An 18709-nucleotide genomic window follows, 5' to 3' on the forward strand; every position below is an offset into this window, starting at 1 on the left:
AGGCCCTGCCTTCATGCCCCGGCGCGGCCACAATCACCTGAACAGCACACCCGTACGGAACCCCCAGCTCCACACTCGGTTTCGAGAAGCCCTCTCATTCCAGTCACGGCGTGGAAGTTGCGGTGGAACGCGGACACGCTCATGCCCGCTATCTGTGCGAGGTCTTCGACTCGCAACGACTCCGCGTAGTGCTCTCGGATCTGCTGGACCGCCCGGTTGATGTGGGCCAATCCGCTGTCTGCCAGGCCGAGCTGACGGATGGCGGGGCCCTGCTCGCCGCGCAGCAGGTGCCAGAGGATCTCCCGTTTGACCAGCGGGGCGAGGATCTTGCGGTCACCGGGCCGGTCCAGCAACCGTAGCAGCCGGACGATGGCATCCAGCATTTCCGAGGGGGCTTGGCTGACCGCGATGCCGACGGGTGCGGTGAGTGCCGGGGCAGGCAGGTCACGGGGGTCGGCGTCCAGGAGCAGCTGAGCGATGTCGGCGGGGTTGAGGGTCATACCGAAGCCGAGGGTGGGCTGCCCGGTGTCGATAACGTGGCCGGTGACGGGGAGATCGACCGAGGTGACGAGGTACTGACCGGGTCGGTACTCGTACAGGCGCTCGCCCAGGGCGAGACGCTTGCCGCCCTGGGCGATGACCGCCAGCACGGTGCCGGACATGCCCGCGGCAGGTGCGCTGCGCTGGTCGAATCTGCATGCCTGAATGCCGTCGATCGCTGTGGTCAGATCGGGGCGTGCATGCCGGTTCACCAGCTCGCGCATCTCGGCCAAAGGCATGCCTTCAGTCTTGCACGGACCAGTCTCATCCTGCTCTGTCGCAGCAGGATCAGGCAAGGGATGTGCGGCGTACTGAGGCAGCGTGTGGCGCGCAGCGCAGCCCGGTGGCCCGAGCGAGGTGCCACCGGGCGCAGCAGTGGCTTCGGCGTGGGGGAGGGCCGCGCTCGCCGGGGTCATCGCGGGTGCTTGGTCAGAGGTTCTGGCCGCCTGAGACTTCAATGTCCTGGCCGGTGATCCAGCGCCCCTCCTCGGAGACCAGCATGGCGATGACCATGCCAATGTCGTCGGGTTCGCCGACTCGCCCGAGCGCGAACGTCTTCGCCAGGTCCGGAATGATCTCAGGGTTCCTTGCGAAAGCGTCGTCGGCGAAGCGGGTGCGGGTGGCGCCGGGGGCGACGGAGTTGACGCGAATGCCGCGGGCGCTGAACTCCTTGGCCATGTACCGGGTGAGGACCACCATGGCGCCCTTGAGGGCCGCGTAGACGGAGTAGCCAGGCGCGGTCACCTGGGGCAGAGTCGAGTTGCTGGTCAGGTTAACGATGGCACCGCCGTCGGCCAGCAGCGGCAGCAGGGTCTGGGTGAGGAAGAACGGGCCCTTGAACAGGCCGTCGGTGAGCTTGTCGAATTCCTGCTCAGTGGTCTCCTCGATCAACGCCATCCCTGCGAAACCCGCGTTATTGACCAAATGGTCGAAGGAGTCCCGCTGGAAGGTCTCACGCAGGGCGCCGGCCACGGCCTCGTGGAAGGCAGGAAAGTCGGCCGTATCGCCGATGTTCAGGTGCAGCGCCACGGCGGTGCACGTAGCCGTCGGGGGCGGCCGAGGTACCGGTGGCTCGGACGACGGCGGCGATCTGCGCGGCGATGGGCTCGCCGGCGGCGGCCAGGTCCTCGGACGGGTGCCGGGTGTTGGCCGGGTTGGAGAAGTCGGTGTCGCCGGGCCAGAAGATCGGCCACATCATCGGGTGCCCGGCGCGGTTGATCTGCCGCCATCCGCCGGCGTCGGTGGCCAGCTTGGTCGCGCACCACACGCCGGTACGCGCCCCGGGACGCAACTGCGGGTGCTCATGCGGGACTTCGAGCACGATCGTCTCGACGGAGGTCCCGGTGAAGCTGTTCTGCGCGTCCTGCGGGTGCCAGGACGACAGGTCCACTGCGGTCCCCTTCGCCACCGCGCCGTTGACGATCGCCAGCAGGCCGAGGTCGATGTAGAACGAGTCCGCGATGCGCCCGGCCCAGACGCGGGTGCCGCCCCCGGTGGCGGTCTCGGCCGAACTGGCCCGAACCCGGCTGATCGTCCGCGAGCCGGGATCGGGTACGCGAGAGACGCTCGAACGGGTGCTGGCCGCGACAGGCGTCGAGCCGGCGCGGCCGCTGATGGTGCTGGACGCGAACGCGGCGGTACGCAGCGCGGTGGCCGAGGGCGCCGGGCCCGCGGTGCTCAGCGCGGTGACCATGCAGGCGGACCTCGCCGACAGGCGCGTCGTGGAGGTGCCGGTGACGGGCGTGGACCTGCACCGGCGGCTGCACGCGGTGTGGGCCAGGGGCCACCGCCCGGCCGGTGCGGCGGAGGAACTGCTCGGGATCGCGGTGCGCTCCCACGGCGGGGTGGCGCCGCGGAGCTAGGTCGCACGGATGCGGTCTGGACGTCAGGCCGATGTGATGGATGTACGTATGCACCCCTGCCGAGTGCGCACAGGTCAAAGACAGATCCGGCAGCGACGCGGCGCATCCCGGCTCTGCCCGTAGTGGGTATGGGATTTGAACCCACGGTGACTCGCTGCCGTGACGGTTTTCAATACTTTCTCGCTGAACGCGCACAATACAAGGATTCGTGCTAGCTTTGGCGCAGTTGCAGTTTAGTACCCATGAAACTCAATGTGCGTCTGACGGGATGTGACCTTCAGGCGCATTGTCATTTTATCCGGTGCGCTCCGGATGGGTCATTTCGGCAACCAGGATTCCACGTGAGTGGTCCCTCAGCGACCCACGTAAGGAGAAACGGAATGGCCACCGGTACGGTCAAGTGGTTCAGCGCGGAAAAGGGCTTCGGGTTCATCCAGCAGGACGGCGGCGGCGCCGACGTCTTCGCGCACTACTCGAAGATCGCAGCCGAGGGATTCCGCGAACTGCAGGAGGGCCAGCGGGTCAGCTTCGACGTAACGCGGGGCCAGAAGGGCCCTCAGGCGGAGAACATCCAGCCCGCCTGACGGCGTCACGGCGCGCCGTCAACGGCGGCTTCCTCATGGCCTGGGCCGACGTCTCGACGAGCGTTGATCCAGGTTTTTCTTGTCATTTTTGCAGCCTGCGCCAGCGCGGCGAAAATTTCGACTCTCGCCCTTCTTCACGGCCGGGAGTACGCTGACTCTGCCGAGATTTTTTCGCGCAACGCGACCACGGCGGTGCCGTTCGCGGCCAACGATGAAAACGGGCATTCGAATGCCGCCCGGGACGGGATCGCGAGATGGACGTCACCGAGATTTTTACGGAAAGCGCGTCATCGGGCGGAGCACGCACATACCGGATGCCTTTGCCTCGGCTGGCCCTCACGCCGGGACTCGGTCACGGCCCACTGGACGGAGCTTGGTGGCCGCGCTGTGACGCGCTGGAACTGGAGCTGCCCGCGCTGATCGGCTCGCTGAACCCGGGCTTCGGCATCGTCACGCGTGTCACCGTGGACGCCGCCGCCTGGCCCGACGCCCCGTGCACCGTCATGACGCCCGGCCACGCGATCGAAGTGGTTCTGACAGACGTCGATATCGAGGCGCATGCCATCACTCTCGACAGCGGCGCCATGGATCGCCGGCAGCTGCTGGTCATCCCACCCGCCCAGCCTGTCGGGGCGGCCACCTGGCTGCTGACCGCTGCCGTCGATCCCGCGATCCCCCTGACAGCCCCGCAGATGCTGGCTCTCGTCGAGGCCGACGCCTGGGGGTCAGAAGGAGGGCCCGGAATCATTTGAGAGGCCCGCGGCGGGCGGGCGACCGACGTGGGGCGGAGACACCACGGATGACGCACGTTGCTTCAGGGCGAACGGTGCGGCCCTTCAGGGCGAGTGGTGCGGCTGACCTTCGCCTCCGGGGCACCATGACCCGGGTGCCCGGTTCGGGGGGCAGAGGCGACAGGCGCGGGCATACGCTTCAGGAAGGGGCGTACGTGGAGGCGCGGCGGACATCCGGGCCCCGGACCTTCCCAGCGGCGACCGGTCCTGCGTCCTCGACGCCGCCTGCAGGAGGTACGCCATGGATCACGAACCATTGCCCTCCGCGGGCCACGCCGAGGTCCGCATCGTCGCGGCGACGCCGGAGGTCGCCCGTCGCGTGGCAGAAGTGTTGCGTCGTTGTTTCTCCTCGACCGAGCAGCGCAGCTATCCCGCCGGCCACGAGGGGGCGACCCGTCTCCATCTCACCATCGACACCACGCACGCCGCACAGCCTGCACAATCCTGGCTGGCGTCGAGTGAATCGTCCTTCGAGGAGCACGCGCCCGGAGACGAGGTGTGACCAGACGGTGAAAGCCACAAAGAGCCCCGCCCCATAAGCGCCCGCATCGTCGGCCACGAGCCCGAGAGCAACAGCCATGACGACACTCCGTGAACGCAAGACCTATCGCAGAGCGGTACTCCAATCTCTGTACGGGGCCGTCGAACGCAATCGCCCTGAGGTCAGCGGAGCGGCACTCCGCGACGAGCTGCATCTGCCCGACGAGGACCTCGCCGCGGCCTGCGCGTATCTGGTCGGCGAGGGTCTGATCGCCGTCGACTGGACATCGCACAACACCCCCGCCACCGTCTCACTGACTCATGAGGGCATCCGGTTCATGGAGGAGGACGAAGAGTCGCATGCGCCCGCTCAGGGTGACTAGGCCACATGCGCTTCCGAAAGCCGTTGGGGAGCCGAAGAGGTCGTGCCAGATGGTGCGCGGAACCACGGGGAACACCGGGGGCTGAGTCGTCGGCCGCCGTAAGCGTCCTGATCGACGGACCGGAGGGAACGCTTGTCGACCACCCGAGCCGTACAGCAGCGAAGTACACGGGGCCAGGCGGCTTTTGCTCCGGCGGCGCAGCGTCACGGCCACCGGGGACCGCGTATCACTATGACTGTCAGTGATGGCCCCTACTCTCGAAAGCGATGACTCGGGCGTGGAGATGTACGGGGCTGCGGTGGGGTGACGACGGGCCCGTGCTGGGGTGGGAAGGCGGGCGGCGCAGTGGTCTTGAGCGGGGGAAGCGGGTGGCCTTCGCGGTCGTGGCCGGGGGTGTGCGGACGTGTGTGGGCGCCCGCGGCCACGGGTGCCCGGCGCGGGCCGAGGTGTCGGGGCGCAGTACCGGTGCGCGGTGCGAGGAGTGCGCGCGCCTCGACCGGGCGCACTCCGTCGCCGCGGATACCGTCGCCGATGATCCGCGGCCTTACCGGGTGTATCTCGCGTGGTTCGGGCCCGGCATGGTCAAGGTCGGGATCACCGCGGTCGAGCGTGGCTCCGCACGGCTCCTCGAGCAGGGCGCCGTCTCCTTCAGCTGGCTGGGGCGCGGCCCGCTGATGGCGGCACGGCGCACGGAGGAGCTGCTGCGGGCCGCACTCCGGGTGCCGGACCGGATTCCGTACGCCGACAAGCGGGCGGTGCGGGCCGCGCTGCCGCCGGCCGGGGAGCGGGTCGCCGAGCTGGCGGAGCTGCACGCGCGGGCGGTGGCGCTCGACGGCTGGCCGGAGTCGCTGGAGCGGGCACCGTTCCGGGCCGTCGACCACAGCGACGTGTTCGGCCTCGACGGGCTCCCCCGTGCGGACGGCGTGGTGAGCGAGCTGGTCGCCGGCGGGGCGGTCACCGGGGATGTGCTGGCCGCCGCCGGGCCCGACCTGCATCTGGCGACCGGGTGCGGGGTTCTCGTACTGGACGCGCGCTTGATGACGGGGTGGGAGCTGACGGCCACCGAGCGGGACGAAGTGACGGTTCCGGTAAGGGAGTCGGGGGAGGTCAGGATGCAGGACGGGCTGTTCTGACAGCCCCGGGACCGTGGCCTCCGCGCGGTGCGCGATGGTCAAGGACCGGATTTCTTCGGGATCCCGTTCGGAAAGGGAGTGGACGGGCGGTGGCGTCGGCCTCGATCGTGGCGACATGAGCGATTACTCCATTGCCCCTGTCGCTGCGCACGAACCCCCGTACTACGCCGTCGTGTTCACCTCCGTGCGGACCGAGGGTGACAACGGATACGGGGAAACCTCCGAGCGGATGGAGGAACTGGTCAAGGAGGTCCCCGGCTACCTCGGGATGGACCATGCCCGTACCCCGGGCGGGCTCTCGATCACCGTCGGGTACTTCCGGGACCTGGCCGCCATCGAGGAGTGGCGGAGCGATCTGGAGCACCGCGCGGCCCAGAAGCACGGGCGCGCACACTGGTACGAGACGTACACGCTGCACGTCGCCAGGGTCGAGCGCAGCCATACGTTTCATCGGGCACGGGACTGAGCCCGGCCCCCCGGTGAGATCCTCGATGAGGCTGCGTCGCCTCAGGCCGCACACAGCCGGGTCATGAGAACGCCGGCTCATCCGCGTCTCATCTCCGCCCCGCTGCGAGCCCACGGATCCCGGAAACCAGGCCACTTCGCGATCTTCCAAGGAGTTCCCTGAGAGGCGCCTGTGAGTTTCTCAGGGAAATCACAGATTGGTGAAAGCGTGCTCTAAGAGGACCCCGACAAGGTGTCCACCATGACCACGACCTCGCCCCAGGGGCGCACCGAACTGCTGAGGCCGGACGGGAGCCCCGTCCGAGTGCTGGTGGTGGACGACGAGCTCTCTATCACCGAACTGCTCTCCATGGCCCTCCGCTACGAAGGCTGGCAGATCCGCAGTGCGGGTGACGGACAGGGCGCGATCCAGACCGCACGCGACTTCCGGCCCGACGCCGTCGTCCTGGACATGATGCTCCCGGACATGGACGGCCTGTCCGTCCTGGGGCGGCTGCGGCGCGAACTGCCGGATGTGCCCGTCCTCTTCCTGACGGCCAAGGACGCCGTCGAGGACCGGATCGCGGGTCTGACCGCCGGTGGCGACGACTACGTCACCAAGCCGTTCAGCCTCGAAGAGGTCGTGGCCCGGCTGCGCGGGCTGATCCGGCGGTCCGGTGCCGCCGACCGCCGTTCCGACTCGGTGCTCGTCGTGGGTGACCTCACCCTGGACGAGGACAGCCACGAGGTGTCGCGGGCAGGCGAGAACATCCACCTCACCGCCACCGAGTTCGAACTGCTCCGCTTCCTGATGCGCAACCCGCGGCGCGTGCTCAGCAAGGCGCAGATCCTCGACCGTGTGTGGTCGTACGACTTCGGCGGACAGGCCAACGTGGTCGAGCTCTACATCTCGTACCTGCGGCGGAAGATCGACGCGGGTCGCGAGCCGATGATCCACACGCGGCGCGGCGCCGGTTACCTGATCAAGCCCGCGGCGTCATGAGCAGGCGACGACGGCCGCGTACGCAGAAGCGAGGACGACAGCCGCGCACGCTGCGGACGCGGCTCGTCGTCTCGGCGGTCACGCTGATCGCCGTGGTGTGTGCCGTGATCGGCACCGTGACGACCATCGCGCTGGGCCAGCATCTGTACCGGCAGCTCGACGGCAAGCTGCACGAGAGCGCCATGCGTGTGTCGGGCCCGAGGAATCCGGGCGGCAACACGCTCGGCCCGGGCCCGGGCCGCGACCAGACGCTCACCGATAAGCCGAGTGTCAAACTCAGCACCTTCGTCACCAAGGGCCCGACGCAGGTCAAGACCGTCGCCGCCTACGTGGACAGCAGCGGCAGGATCACCGATGGGGTCGTCGCCAAGTACAAGGCCAAGGACACGGTCGGCGTGAACGGCATGGGTTCCGGCACGCTCAGCGACACACAGAAGGCGGGCCTCGCCGACGCGTCGAAGACCGGCGTGAGCACCGTGGACATCCCGGGCCTCGGGGAGTACCGGGTCGAGTACACCGCCGCCCAGGACGGCAACGGCGGGTACTACGTCGCCCTGCCGACCGCGGAGGTCACCAACACCATCGACACCCTCATCATCGTCGAGGTCAGTGTCACCGCCGCCGGTCTCGTCGCCGCCGGCATCGCCGGTTCCGTGCTCGTCGGGCTGGCCCTGCGGCCCCTGCGCAAGGTCGCCGCCACCGCCACCCGGGTCTCCGAACTGCCGCTCCACACCGGCGAGGTGACCCTCAACGAGCGGGTGCCGGAGTCCGAGACCGATCCGCACACCGAGGTAGGGCAGGTGGGGGGCGCCCTCAACCGGATGCTCGACCATGTCCACGGCGCCCTGCACGCACGGCAGCAGAGCGAGATGCGCGTCAGGCAGTTCGTCGCGGACGCCAGTCACGAGCTGCGCACGCCGCTCGCCTCCATCCGCGGGTACGCCGAGCTGACCAGGCGGGGACGCGAGGAGACCGGGCCCGACACCCGGCACGCCCTGCAGCGGATCGAGTCCGAGGCCGGCCGTATGACCCTGCTCGTCGAGGACCTGCTGCTGCTCGCCCGGCTCGACGCGGGTCGGCCGCTCCAGTTCGAGCAGACCGACCTCGTACCGCTCGTCGTGGACACCATCAGCGACGCGCGCGCGGCCGGACGCGATCACAACTGGAGGCTCGAACTTCCCGACGAGCCCGCCCTCGTGTCCGCCGACGCCGCACGGCTGCAGCAGGTGCTCGTCAATCTGCTGGCCAACGCCCGCACCCACACCCCACCCGGTACGACTGTCACCGCGCGCGTGCAAAGACGCGGACCGTGGCTGTGCGTGGACGTCCAGGACGACGGTCAGGGCATTCCGCCGGACCTGCTGCCGCACGTCTTCGAGCGGTTCGCGCGTGGCGACTCGGCGCGTTCCCGGTCCACCGGCTCGACCGGCCTGGGCCTCGCCATCGTGCAGGCCGTCGCGACCGCGCACGGCGGTGCCGTGACCGTCGACAGCGTTCCGGGACGGACGGTGTTCACCGTGCATCTGCCGGCGCTCACCCCGTACGTGCCCACGCCCGCCCCCGAAACGAACTGGCAACCGCACTCACAGGCACAGCACAGTGCCACCACATGGGCGCGACAGGGCGCTTGAGGAGAGTCGGTGCCATGCGAACCGACTCTTCTCCCGGCACCCTGCCGGCGCGGGAGCACCTCCCGGCCGGCGACGCCGGTACGCCTGTCCTGGACGTAGTGATCCCCGTCTACAACGAGGAGAAGGACCTCCAGCCATGTGTGCTGAGACTGCACGAGCACCTCAAGCGCACGTTCCCTTACGCGTTCCGCATCACGGTCGCGGACAACGCGTCCACGGACACCACCCCCCAGGTGGCCGCGCGGCTGGAGGCGGAGATCGCGGAGGTGAAGTCCTTCCGGCTGGAGCAGAAGGGCCGCGGCCGTGCGCTGCGGACCGTCTGGTCCGCCTCGGACGCTCCGATCCTCGCCTACATGGACGTGGACCTGTCGACCGACCTCAACGCGCTGCTTCCGCTGGTGGCGCCACTGATCTCGGGTCACTCCGACCTGGCGATCGGTTCCCGGCTGGCCCGTACCTCCCGGGTGGTACGCGGTCCCAAGCGCGAGTTCATCAGCCGTGCCTACAACCTCATCCTGCGGGGTTCCCTGCAGGCCCGTTTCTCGGACGCGCAGTGCGGTTTCAAGGCGATCCGTCGTGACGTGGCCCAGGCGCTGCTGCCGCTGGTCGAGGACACCGGCTGGTTCTTCGACACGGAGATGCTGGTCCTCGCCGAGCGCGCGGGCCTGCGCATTCACGAGGTGCCGGTCGACTGGGTCGACGACCCCGACTCCACGGTGCACATCGTGAAGACCGCCACCGACGACCTCAAGGGCGTGTGGCGCATCGGAAAGGCGCTGGCCACCGGGTCGCTGCCGCTCGACCGGATCGCGCGTCCCTTCGGCGACGATCCGCGCGACCGCGACCTGCAGAACGTACCCAAGGGCCTGGCCCGCCAGCTCGTCGGCTTCTGCGTGGTCGGCGGCCTGTCCACCCTCTTCTATCTGGTGCTCTACAGCGTCTTCCGGCAGTTCTCGGACTCGCAGATCGCCAACGCGCTCGCCCTGCTGGTCTCGGCCGTCGCCAACACGGCGGCCAACCGCCGGCTCACCTTCGGGGTGCGCGGCCGCGGCGGCGCCGTCCGGCACCAGGCGCAGGGCCTTGTCGTCTTCGGCATCGGCCTCGTCCTCACCAGCGGTTCCCTCGCCGCCCTGAACGCGGCGACCAGCGACCCCTCGCACTCCACGGAACTGGCGGTGCTGATCGCCGCCAACCTCGCGGCGACGGTGCTGCGGTTCCTGCTCTTCAGGGCCTGGGTGTTCCCGGACCGGCGCGACGACTCCCAGACACCCCCGTCGCCCGTCGTCGCCCACGGCCCGTTCTCGCCCTCCTACTCCACGGCGACGCCCCAGTACGGCCAGCAGTACCCGTCCTACGAGCAGTACCCGTCGTACGAGCAGCGCCAGCCGCTGCCCCAGCGCCCGACGGCGCCCCGGACGTACGACACGACCCAGTTCCGCGCCGGTGCTGACGCGGACCGCATCTCCTGGAGGCACGCCACCATGCCGCTGCAGCCGGTGCGTCCGCAGGACACCGATCCGAGGAATTCACGATGACCACTGACTACGACCGCACGAGTTACCAGGGGGGTGCCGGACCGTCCTCCTGGGGGCCGCCGACGCCGCCCCGGTCGACAGCCGTGGAGGAGCCGGTGGCCGGGCCGGCTCCCGCCCCCGGGGCCGGTGAGCCCAAGCAGCCGTTCGCGCGCAGAGTCTGGCGCGGCCGGCCCGAGGACCCCCGCTGGGTGCGCCCCGCGTTCCTCGGCCTGCTGCTCGCCACCGGGCTGCTGTACCTGTACAACCTGAGCGCCTCCGGCTACGCCAACTCCTTCTACTCGGCGGCGGTCCAGGCGGGCAGCAAGTCCTGGAAGGCGTTCTTCTTCGGCTCGCTGGACGCGGGCAACGCGATCACGGTCGACAAGCCCCCGGCTGCGCTGTGGCCGATGGTCCTGTCGGTGCGGATCTTCGGCCTCAACTCGTGGGCGATCCTCGTCCCCGAGGTCGTCATGGGCGTCCTCACCGTCGCCGTGGTGTACGCGGCCGTCCGGCGCCGGTTCAGCCCCGCGGCCGGCCTGATCGCGGGCGTCGTGCTCGCGCTCACCCCGGTCGCGGCGCTCATGTTCCGGTTCAACAACCCGGACGCGCTGCTCGCGCTGCTGATGGCGCTCACGGTCTACTTCGTCGTCCGTGCCCTGGAGGACGGCCGCACCAAGTGGCTGGTGTGGGCGGGTGTCGCGGTCGGCTTCGCCTTCCTCACGAAGACCCTGCAGGCGTGCCTGATCCTGCCCCCGCTGGCGATCGTCTACGGCGTCTGCGCGCCCGTGAAGCTGAAGAAGCGACTCGTGCAGCTGGGGCTCGCCACCGTGGCCCTCGTGGTCTCGGGCGGCTGGTGGGTCGCGATCGTCGAGCTGTGGCCCGCGTCCTCCCGTCCGTACATCGGCGGCTCGCAGAACAACTCCTTCCTGGAGCTGACCTTCGGCTACAACGGCCTCGGCCGTATCAACGGCGACGAGACCGGCAGTGTCGGCGGCATGGGCGGCGGCAACGGCGGCCAGTGGGGCTCGACCGGCTGGGACCGGATGTTCGACTCCGAGATCGGCTCCCAGATCTCCTGGCTGCTTCCTGCCGCCCTGATCCTGTTCGTCGCGGGCCTGGTGCTCACGCTCCCCCACTCTCGACTTCGCTCGAGCGAGGGCACCCCCATGGCGCAGCGGACGGACCTCGTCCGTGGCTCTTTCCTCGCCTGGGGCGGATCGCTGCTGATGACCACGCTCGTCTTCAGCTACATGGCCGGCATCTTCCACCAGTACTACACGGTGGCCCTTGCCCCCTACATCGCCGCCCTCGTCGGCATGGGCGTCACGGTCCTGTGGGAGGAGCGCTCGAAGACGTGGGCGTCGCTCACCCTCGCGGTCACCGTCACGGCGACCGCGGCCTGGGGCTACGTGCTCCTCAACCGGACGCCGGACTACCTGCCCTGGCTGAAGTGGCTCGTCCTCGTCGGCGGTCTGGTGGGCGCCCTCGGCCTCATCTTCGCGGCCCGGCTGGGGCGGCAGCTCGCCCTCGCGGCCGTGGTCCTGAGCTTCGTGGTCTCGATCGCGGGTCCGACCGCGTACACCCTCACCACCGTGAACCAGGGACACACCGGCTCGATCGTCACGGCCGGTCCGGCGGGCGCGAGCATGATGGGCGGTCGCGGCGGCGGTATGCGCGGCGGCTTCGGCGGCGGTATGCGCGGCGGCTTCGGCGGCGGTATGCCGGGCCAGAAACAGCAGAACGGCAATGGCAACACCCAGGGCCAGAACGGTCAGCAGGGCTTCCCGGGCGGGAGCGCCGGTGGCTTCCCAGGCGGCGGCATGCCCGGCCAGAACGGCCGGACCGGCCAGAACCAGCAGAACGGAACCGGCCAGGGCCAGAACCAGCAGGGCCACCAGCAGGGCGCCTTCCCCGGCGGCGGCCGGACGGGCGAGGGCGGCATGGCCGGCGGCGGCATCGGCGGCCTGCTCAACGGCGCGAACGTCAGTTCCGAAGCCAAGAAGCTGCTGGAGAAGGACGCCGGGAAGTACACCTGGATCGCCGCGTCCATCCGTTCCCAGAACGCCGCGAGCTACCAGCTCGCCACCGGTGACCCGGTGATGGCGATCGGCGGCTTCAACGGCAGCGACCCGTACCCGACGCTGGCCCAGTTCCAGAAGTACGTGACGGAGGGCAAGATCCACTATTTCATCGCCGGCGGAGGCTTCGGCGGCGGTGGCAACAGCACCGGCGGCTCCAACGTCTCCTCCCAGATCAGCTCGTGGGTCGAGAAGAACTACAAGAAGGTGACGGTCGGTTCGGCCACCTTCTACGACCTCACACAGAAGACGAGCGGCTGACGGTTCACTTCGAAGCGGTGGCCCGGGCACTCGTGCCCGGGCCACCGCGCTTCGTTGTGCGCCGTGAGAAGCCGTGAGAAGCCGTGAGAAGCCGTAAGCAAGGGCGCGGCGACCTCGGACATCCAGTGGACGATCAACGCCTGCTCCCTGGTGCCGACGGTGGTCGCCCGGCAGCTCGATGGGGGATGTGGTCGGGCGGGTGCGGGCCGTTCGTGGTCGCCCGCGCAGTTCCCCGCGCCTAGCATCGTGATCAGCGGTTCAAGTGTCGAGGAAGGTGCGCCATGGTGAACGCAGCCCAGCGGACGGGGCGTCCGGCGCGTGCCAGCGTCTGGCTGGAGGACAAGGCACCCCGAGGCGGCGGGTCGCGTGGTGGCGGGCAGCAACCGTCCGGCCTGGACCGCGACCGGATCACCGAGGCGACCGTACGGCTGCTGGACGCGGAGGGACTGCCCAGGTTCTCCATGCGCCGCCTGGCCGCCGAGCTCAATGTCACCGCGATGTCGGTCTACTGGTACGTGGACACCAAGGACGACCTGCTGGAGCTGGCGCTCGACGCGGTCCACGGCGAGATGCGGCTGCCGGTCGCCGACTCCGACGAGGACTGGCGCGACCAGCTGCGGGCGCTCGCCACGGAGTTCCGTGCCCTGCTGGTGCGTCACCCCTGGGTGTCGCCACTGGCCGGACGGTTCCTCAACATCGGTCCGCACTCCGCCGCCTTCGCGCTCGCCGTACAGCGGGTCATCGGGCTGACCGGGCTGCCGGTGCACGGCCGGATGGGCGCCATCTCGGCGGTCTTCCAGTTCGTGTACGGGTTCGGCACGGTCGAGGGCCACTTCATCGAGCGCTGCGCGGCGGCCGGGATGAGCCAGGACGAGTACTTCCGCCACGCCATGAGCGCGGTGACGCAGAGCTCCGATCTGAGCGAGGTCGTGCACCGGTCCGCGGACCTCATGGAGGCCCGCGGCGGTGACACGGTGGAGGAGATGCGCGACCGGGACTTCACGTTCGCGCTGGAGACGCTGATCGCGGGGATCGAGACGATGGTCGCCAGGGGACGGCCCGCCGGGCGGGCCGCGGCGGTCAGCCCTCCGAGGGAACCAGGCGCGCCGGGAAGCCGCCCGTCGCCACCGGACCCCAGCGAACCGGGGTGACCCGGATGATCGACTTGCCCTGCTTGACCATGGCCTCCCGGTACTCGTTCCAGTCCGGGTGCTCGCCCGCGATGTTGCGGTAGTACTCGACGAGCGGTTCGACGGAGTCCGGCGGGTCGATGACCTCGGCCGTGCCGTCGATCTGGACCCACGGCCCGTTCCAGTCGTCGCTGAGCACGATCAGGCTGACCCGCTCGTCCCGCTTGGCGTTGCGGGTCTTGGCGCGTTCCGGGTACGTGGAGACCACGATCCGCCCCGAGTCGTCGACCCCGCAGGCCAGCGGCGACCCCTGGGGGCTCCCGTCGACGCGCCGCGTCAGCAGGATCGCGTGGTGACGGGGTCGTACGAAGTCCAGCAGCTCGTCCAGCGTTACGGCGGTGTTCGTCGCGATGTTCGGTGCCATGAGGGCAGCCTAGGGGCTGACGCGCCGGATCAGGGTGACCCCGCTGTGCCTACGCCTGCGGCAGCGACTCCCCCTGCACCGCCTGGATGTCCAGCTCCACCTTCAGCGTGGTGCCGATCGCGGCGATGCCTGCCTGGACGACCTGGTTGTAGTTCATCGCGAAGTCCTCGCGGCGCAGATCCGTCGTGGCGCGGAAGGCCGCGCGGGTGCCGCCCCACGGGTCGGGACCGGTGCCGAGGTAGGCGAGGTCCAGGTCGACCGGGCGTACCACCCCGCGCATGCCCAGTTCCCCGTGGACCGTCCAGCGGTCGGCGCCCGCGGCCGTCAGGCCGGTCGAGCGATAGGTGATCTCGGGGTACTTCTCGACGTCCAGGAAGTCGGCCGACCGCAGGTGGTTGTCGCGCATGCCGTTGCCGGTGTCGATGGACGCGGCGCGGATGACGGCCTCGACGCGGGACTTCGCCACGTCGTCCGGGGCGATCTCGATGCGCCCGGCGAAGTCCGTGAATCGGCCGTGCACGCTGGAGATCCCCAGGTGCTGGGCGACCGCGCCCACGGAGGAGTGCGCCGGGTCGATGCTCCACGGCCCCGGCGGGGGCAGTTCGCTTCCGCCCTGCCGAGCCAGCGTCACGCTCCCGATCTCGGCCCGTCCGCTCGCCGTGACGATCGCGCTGGAGGCGGCGGGCGCGTACCCGATCGCGGTCACGATCACGGTGTACGCGCCGGGGGCCAGCGCGGTCGCATCCCGGACGACCCCGTCGCCGTCGGCCTCGGCGCGCAGCATCTGCGTACCCGTCATGTCGGTCACGGTGACGACCGCGTGCGACACGGCCCAACCGTCCCGCGTACGGATCCGTGCGGTCAGTCCCATCGTGTGGTCTCCCTCTAAATCCTTGAATATCCCCGTAGAAGGCTCAAAAAAATCCGGCCCGCAGGGGCGCACCTCCGCTCAGAGCGCGCCCCCACGAGCCGGGGTCCGACTACTCGCCCGGGTGGGCCAGTTCGATGTCGTGGTCGTCGACGCCGCGGCCGCTCACCGTCACCGCCGTCGCCGCCGGCGGGTAGCCCGTCGCGATCACGGTGTACTCGCCGCTGTTCAGGTCGGTGAAGGCGTACGCCCCGTCCGTGCCGGTGGTGGCCGTGCCGACCACGTTGCCGGCCGCGTCCACCAGCGTCACGCGGGCGTCCGCGAGGGGCCCGTGCGGGGCCCGTACGATGCCCTGGACCTGGGCACCGGAGTCGAGGTCGACGTCCAGCCGGGTGACCCCGGTGGCGCCGATCTCGACGGGCAGGGCCCGAGGCCGGTGGCCGACGGCGTTCACCGCGACGGTCACGGCGCCCGGCACCAGTTCGGCGAACGAGAACTCGCCCTGCTCGCCGGTGGCGGCGGTGGCCAGCAGATCGCCGCGGACGTCCGTGACGATCACCATCGCGTCCTTGACCGGGAGTCCGGTCTCGACGGCCCGGACGACACCGGTCAGGCCGCTGGTGCCGGTGAGCAGGATGTCGTACGACACCGGTTCCTCGTGCACGAGGATCGTCGAGGCCTGCGGCTGGTAGCCGTCGGCGGAGGCGATCAGGACGTAGCTGCCCGCGCCCGGCGCGTCCACCGCGTAGGCACCGTCGGCGTGTGCGACCGACCGGCCCAGCTGGCGTCCCCCGAGGGAGATCAGCGTGACGGCGGCCTGCGGGACCGGCGCGCTCTCGGCGCCGCGGACGAAGCCGCGGACCGGGACACCGCCGCCCTCACCGGCGGAGGCCGGCGGGGCCACCGTGGCCACGGCGGCCAGCCTCTGCGTGCCGTCGGGGGCCGCCTCGGTGCTCGCCACCGCCCAGCTCGGGACCCTCTCCTCCGCGGGGGCGGAGGTCTCGGCGGCGGCCGCCGGCGCCTGCTCCGACTCCGACTCGGACGTCGCGGCCTGCGCGAGAGCGCCCTTGGTCTTCAACGGGACCTCCTTGATGAACAGCGTGACCACGAAGGCGAGGAACGCCATGCACGCGGCGATCAGGAAGACGTCCGCGATGGCGTGGCCGTACGAGCTCTCCATGAGGGTGCGCAGCGGCCGGGGCAGCTTGGCGAGGTCCGGGATGGCGCCGTCGGAACCCGCACGGGCGGCCAGCCTGGCGTACTTGGGGCTGAGGTCGGCGAGTCCGTCCTTGAAGTAGTCGGTGATCCGGTGCGCCATGATCGCGCCGAGCGCGGAGACGCCGACGGCACCGCCGAGGGACCGGAAGAAGGTGACCGTGGAGCTGGCCGAACCGAGGTCGCTGGGCGCCACCTGGTTCTGTGTGGACAGCACCAGGTTCTGCATCATCATGCCGATGCCGAGACCCAGCAGCGCCATGAAGATGGCGATCTTCCAGTACGCCGTGTCGTAGCGGATGGTGCCCAGCAGACCCAGGCCGGCGGTGACGAGCACGCCACCGCTGACCAGCCAGGCCTTCCACTTGCCGGTCTTGGTGATGACCTGGCCGGAGACCGTGGAGGAGACGAACAGGCCGGCGATCATCGGGATCGTCAGCACACCGGACATCGTCGGGGACTTGTCGCGGGCCAGCTGGAAGTACTGGGCGAAGAAGACCGTGCCGGTGAACATCGCGACACCGACGAAGAGCGAGGCGAGCGACGACAGGGTGATGGTGCGGTTGCGGAACAGGCGCAGCGGGATGATCGGCTCGGCGGCCCTGGACTCGACGAGGACGAAGATCGCGCCGAGCACGACCGCGCCCGCCACCATCGTGTAGGTCTGCCACGACAGCCAGTCGTACTTGTCGCCGGCGAAGGTCACCCAGACGAGGAGCAGGCAGACCGCGGCGGAGATGAAGAACGCGCCGGCCCAGTCGACCTTCACGTCCCGCTTCACGACGGGCAGGTGCAGGGTCTTCTGCAGCACGATCAGCGCGATGACCGCGAAGGGAACGCCGACGTAGAAGCACCAGCGCCAACCGAGCCACGAGGTGTCCGTGATGACACCGCCGAGCAGCGGGCCGGCGACGGTGGCGACGGCGAAGGTGGCGCCGAGGTAGCCGGAGTAACGGCCGCGCTCACGCGGGGAGATCATCGCGGCCATGACGATCTGCGCCAGCGCGGACAGACCACCGACGCCGATGCCCTGGACGACGCGGCAGGCGATGAGCATGCCGGGGTTCTGCGACAGACCGGCGGCCATCGAGCCCAGGACGTAGATGACGAGGGCTATCTGGACGAGCGCCTTCTTGCTGTACAGGTCCGCGAGCTTGCCCCACAGGGGGGTGGTCGCGGTCATGGCCAGCAGCGAGGCGGTGACGACCCAGGTGTAGGCCGACTGGCCGCCGCCGAGGTCACCGATGATGTGCGGCAGTGCATTGGAGACGATCGTGGACGACAGGATCGCCACGAACATGCCGAGCAGCAGCCCGGAGAGGGCCTCCATGATCTGCCGGTGCGTCATCGGAGCGCCGTCCGGGGAGCCTCCCACGTGCTTGGCGTGAGCCCGCACACCGGCTGGTGTGGTCGTTGCCATGGGCTTCCTTTTCTTACGTTTCTCAAACGGGTGTACGGGTGGTCGGGTCAGCAACGGATTCCGCCGCGGGTGCGAGCTGTGCGAGCCGTGGCGCGGTGCGGCAGTCGCCGAAGCTCTCCCGCAGCCGCGACAGGAGCTGGATGAGCCGGCCGACGTCGTCGTCGGTCCAGTCGCTCAGCCGCTCGGCCAGTAGTTCGGTGCTGCGCCGGGACAGTTCGTCGAGCTGGGCCCGGCCGGGGTCCGTCAGGCGCAGGATGCGGGAGCGCTTGTCCGTCGGGTCGGGGGAGCGCTCGATCCAGCCGCGGTCCGCGACGTGCGCGACATGGCGGCTGGTGACCGACATGTCGACGGCGAGGAGTTCCGCGAGCTTGCTCATCCGCATGTCGCCATGGCGGCCCAGCAGCGTGAGCACGGCGGCGGAGGCGCCCGGGCAGTCGGGCGGCAGGATCCGTCCGAGGTCCCTTTTCACGGCACCGACGGCGCTGAGTTGGCGCGCCAGCTCTTCGTACTGCGCTCGCCCGGCCATCGCACCTCTCAGATTCGTTGCTTAGGGCAACCATATGGGCGATTGGTTGCTGCAGGCAAACGAAATGCCACCCCCTGGGCTAAAAAGTTGGCAAAGGCAAGTATTGCAAATGTAAATGCGCAGGTGGGGAGGGTGCGGGTGGCCCGCCCGGTGCGGGCCCCAGCTGCTTACAGAACCCTCACTTGGGCAGTTCCCGCGTATTCGCTAGTGTCCTGGGCCATGGCTAACACCCAGGGCCCCCAGGGCAACTACGACCCCGCGGGCAGCACCCAGATGTTCCGTGCCTTCGTCGACGAGGCGCCGCAGGGCGGCCGGCAGCAGCCGGAGACATCCACGGGCCCCCGCGTGGGCTTGATCATCGGCGTCGTCGCCGCCGTGGTGATCGTCGCCGCGGTCGCCTGGCTGGCGCTGAAGTAGGACGA

At 69.7% G+C, this 18709-nt stretch carries 20 protein-coding genes; 13 read left to right on the forward strand and 7 right to left on the reverse strand.

All coding sequences use genetic code 11. From position 1 onward, the window contains the following. Nucleotides 1–11 precede the first annotated feature (11 nt). The 3 genes from ACZ3TS_RS31880 to ACZ3TS_RS31890 form a co-directional block, all read right to left on the reverse strand. Nucleotides 12–779, reverse strand: coding sequence for an AraC family transcriptional regulator (locus ACZ3TS_RS31880; protein ID WP_467624776.1), 768 nt, complete (start codon nucleotides 777–779; stop codon nucleotides 12–14). 190 nt (nucleotides 780–969) lie between these two features. Beyond that, nucleotides 970–1569: an SDR family NAD(P)-dependent oxidoreductase gene (locus ACZ3TS_RS31885; protein WP_467624778.1), complete on the reverse strand. Its 600-nt coding sequence runs from the start codon at nucleotides 1567–1569 to the stop codon at nucleotides 970–972. After that, nucleotides 1493–2071, reverse strand: a complete 579-nt coding sequence (locus ACZ3TS_RS31890) for a DUF4331 family protein (protein WP_467624882.1) — start codon at nucleotides 2069–2071, stop codon at nucleotides 1493–1495. Before ACZ3TS_RS31890 ends, ACZ3TS_RS31885 begins: the two co-directional genes overlap by 77 nt. Between ACZ3TS_RS31890 and ACZ3TS_RS31895 the strand changes: the two genes are divergently transcribed. From ACZ3TS_RS31895 to ACZ3TS_RS31950, 12 genes are all read left to right on the forward strand, one after another. Further along, nucleotides 2001–2402: a LysR substrate-binding domain-containing protein gene (locus ACZ3TS_RS31895; RefSeq protein ID WP_467624884.1), complete on the forward strand. Its 402-nt coding sequence runs from the start codon at nucleotides 2001–2003 to the stop codon at nucleotides 2400–2402. The two genes, ACZ3TS_RS31890 and ACZ3TS_RS31895, sit on opposite strands and share 71 nt — an antisense overlap. Before the next feature lie 380 nt (nucleotides 2403–2782). After that, nucleotides 2783–2986: a cold-shock protein gene (locus ACZ3TS_RS31900; protein ID WP_467624780.1), complete on the forward strand. Its 204-nt coding sequence runs from the start codon at nucleotides 2783–2785 to the stop codon at nucleotides 2984–2986. 254 nt (nucleotides 2987–3240) lie between these two features. Then, a complete protein-coding gene (locus ACZ3TS_RS31905) occupies nucleotides 3241–3738 on the forward strand; it encodes a DUF5994 family protein (RefSeq protein WP_467624782.1) in 498 nt (165 codons plus the stop codon). A gap of 280 nt (nucleotides 3739–4018) precedes the next feature. Then, a complete protein-coding gene (locus ACZ3TS_RS31910; RefSeq protein ID WP_467624784.1) occupies nucleotides 4019–4279 on the forward strand; it encodes a hypothetical protein in 261 nt (86 codons plus the stop codon). A gap of 76 nt (nucleotides 4280–4355) precedes the next feature. Then, nucleotides 4356–4640, forward strand: coding sequence for a hypothetical protein (locus ACZ3TS_RS31915; RefSeq protein ID WP_467624787.1), 285 nt, complete (start codon nucleotides 4356–4358; stop codon nucleotides 4638–4640). 266 nt (nucleotides 4641–4906) lie between these two features. Then, complete coding sequence (locus ACZ3TS_RS31920; protein WP_467624789.1) at nucleotides 4907–5773, forward strand: DUF2797 domain-containing protein; 867 nt, start codon at nucleotides 4907–4909, stop codon at nucleotides 5771–5773. A gap of 115 nt (nucleotides 5774–5888) precedes the next feature. Next, nucleotides 5889–6239, forward strand: a complete 351-nt coding sequence (locus ACZ3TS_RS31925; protein ID WP_467624791.1) for an antibiotic biosynthesis monooxygenase family protein — start codon at nucleotides 5889–5891, stop codon at nucleotides 6237–6239. A 240-nt stretch (nucleotides 6240–6479) separates the two neighbouring features. After that, on the forward strand, nucleotides 6480–7220 hold the full coding sequence (locus ACZ3TS_RS31930) for a response regulator transcription factor (protein ID WP_467624794.1): 741 nt from the start codon (nucleotides 6480–6482) through the stop codon (nucleotides 7218–7220). After that, nucleotides 7217–8851 carry an ATP-binding protein gene (locus tag ACZ3TS_RS31935; protein WP_467624796.1) on the forward strand — a complete coding sequence of 545 codons (1635 nt, stop codon included), beginning with the start codon at nucleotides 7217–7219 and terminating at the stop codon, nucleotides 8849–8851. The genes ACZ3TS_RS31930 and ACZ3TS_RS31935 overlap by 4 nt, the downstream gene beginning before the upstream one ends. 14 nt (nucleotides 8852–8865) lie before the next feature. Then, complete coding sequence (locus tag ACZ3TS_RS31940; RefSeq protein WP_467624800.1) at nucleotides 8866–10386, forward strand: bifunctional glycosyltransferase family 2/GtrA family protein; 1521 nt, start codon at nucleotides 8866–8868, stop codon at nucleotides 10384–10386. After that, nucleotides 10383–12704 (forward strand): glycosyltransferase family 39 protein, encoded by a 2322-nt coding sequence (locus tag ACZ3TS_RS31945; protein WP_467624802.1) that lies wholly within the window; start codon nucleotides 10383–10385, stop codon nucleotides 12702–12704. The genes ACZ3TS_RS31940 and ACZ3TS_RS31945 overlap by 4 nt, the downstream gene beginning before the upstream one ends. Before the next feature lie 281 nt (nucleotides 12705–12985). Further along, the gene (locus ACZ3TS_RS31950) at nucleotides 12986–13855 is read left to right on the forward strand and encodes a TetR/AcrR family transcriptional regulator (protein ID WP_467624805.1); all 870 of its coding nucleotides are present in this window, start codon (nucleotides 12986–12988) and stop codon (nucleotides 13853–13855) included. Here ACZ3TS_RS31950 and ACZ3TS_RS31955 read toward each other — a convergent pair. From ACZ3TS_RS31955 to ACZ3TS_RS31970, 4 genes are all read right to left on the reverse strand, one after another. Next, a complete protein-coding gene (locus tag ACZ3TS_RS31955) occupies nucleotides 13785–14258 on the reverse strand; it encodes a PPOX class F420-dependent oxidoreductase (protein ID WP_467624807.1) in 474 nt (157 codons plus the stop codon). The genes ACZ3TS_RS31950 and ACZ3TS_RS31955 overlap by 71 nt on opposite strands. A 49-nt stretch (nucleotides 14259–14307) precedes the next feature. Next, entirely contained in the window at nucleotides 14308–15129 is an 822-nt protein-coding gene (locus tag ACZ3TS_RS31960; RefSeq protein ID WP_467624809.1) for a YceI family protein, read from the reverse strand. 109 nt (nucleotides 15130–15238) lie between these two features. Next, a complete protein-coding gene (locus tag ACZ3TS_RS31965) occupies nucleotides 15239–17689 on the reverse strand; it encodes an MFS transporter (protein WP_467624885.1) in 2451 nt (816 codons plus the stop codon). Nucleotides 17690–17783: 94 nt separating this feature from the next. Next, nucleotides 17784–18287 carry a MarR family winged helix-turn-helix transcriptional regulator gene (locus ACZ3TS_RS31970; protein ID WP_467624812.1) on the reverse strand — a complete coding sequence of 168 codons (504 nt, stop codon included), beginning with the start codon at nucleotides 18285–18287 and terminating at the stop codon, nucleotides 17784–17786. Nucleotides 18288–18506: 219 nt separating this feature from the next. Here ACZ3TS_RS31970 and ACZ3TS_RS31975 point away from each other — a divergent pair, with 219 nt between their 5' ends. Beyond that, nucleotides 18507–18704 carry a hypothetical protein gene (locus tag ACZ3TS_RS31975; protein ID WP_467624814.1) on the forward strand — a complete coding sequence of 66 codons (198 nt, stop codon included), beginning with the start codon at nucleotides 18507–18509 and terminating at the stop codon, nucleotides 18702–18704. Nucleotides 18705–18709: the final 5 nt, after the last annotated feature.

This window comes from Streptomyces sp. NPDC022910 (assembly GCF_055561075.1).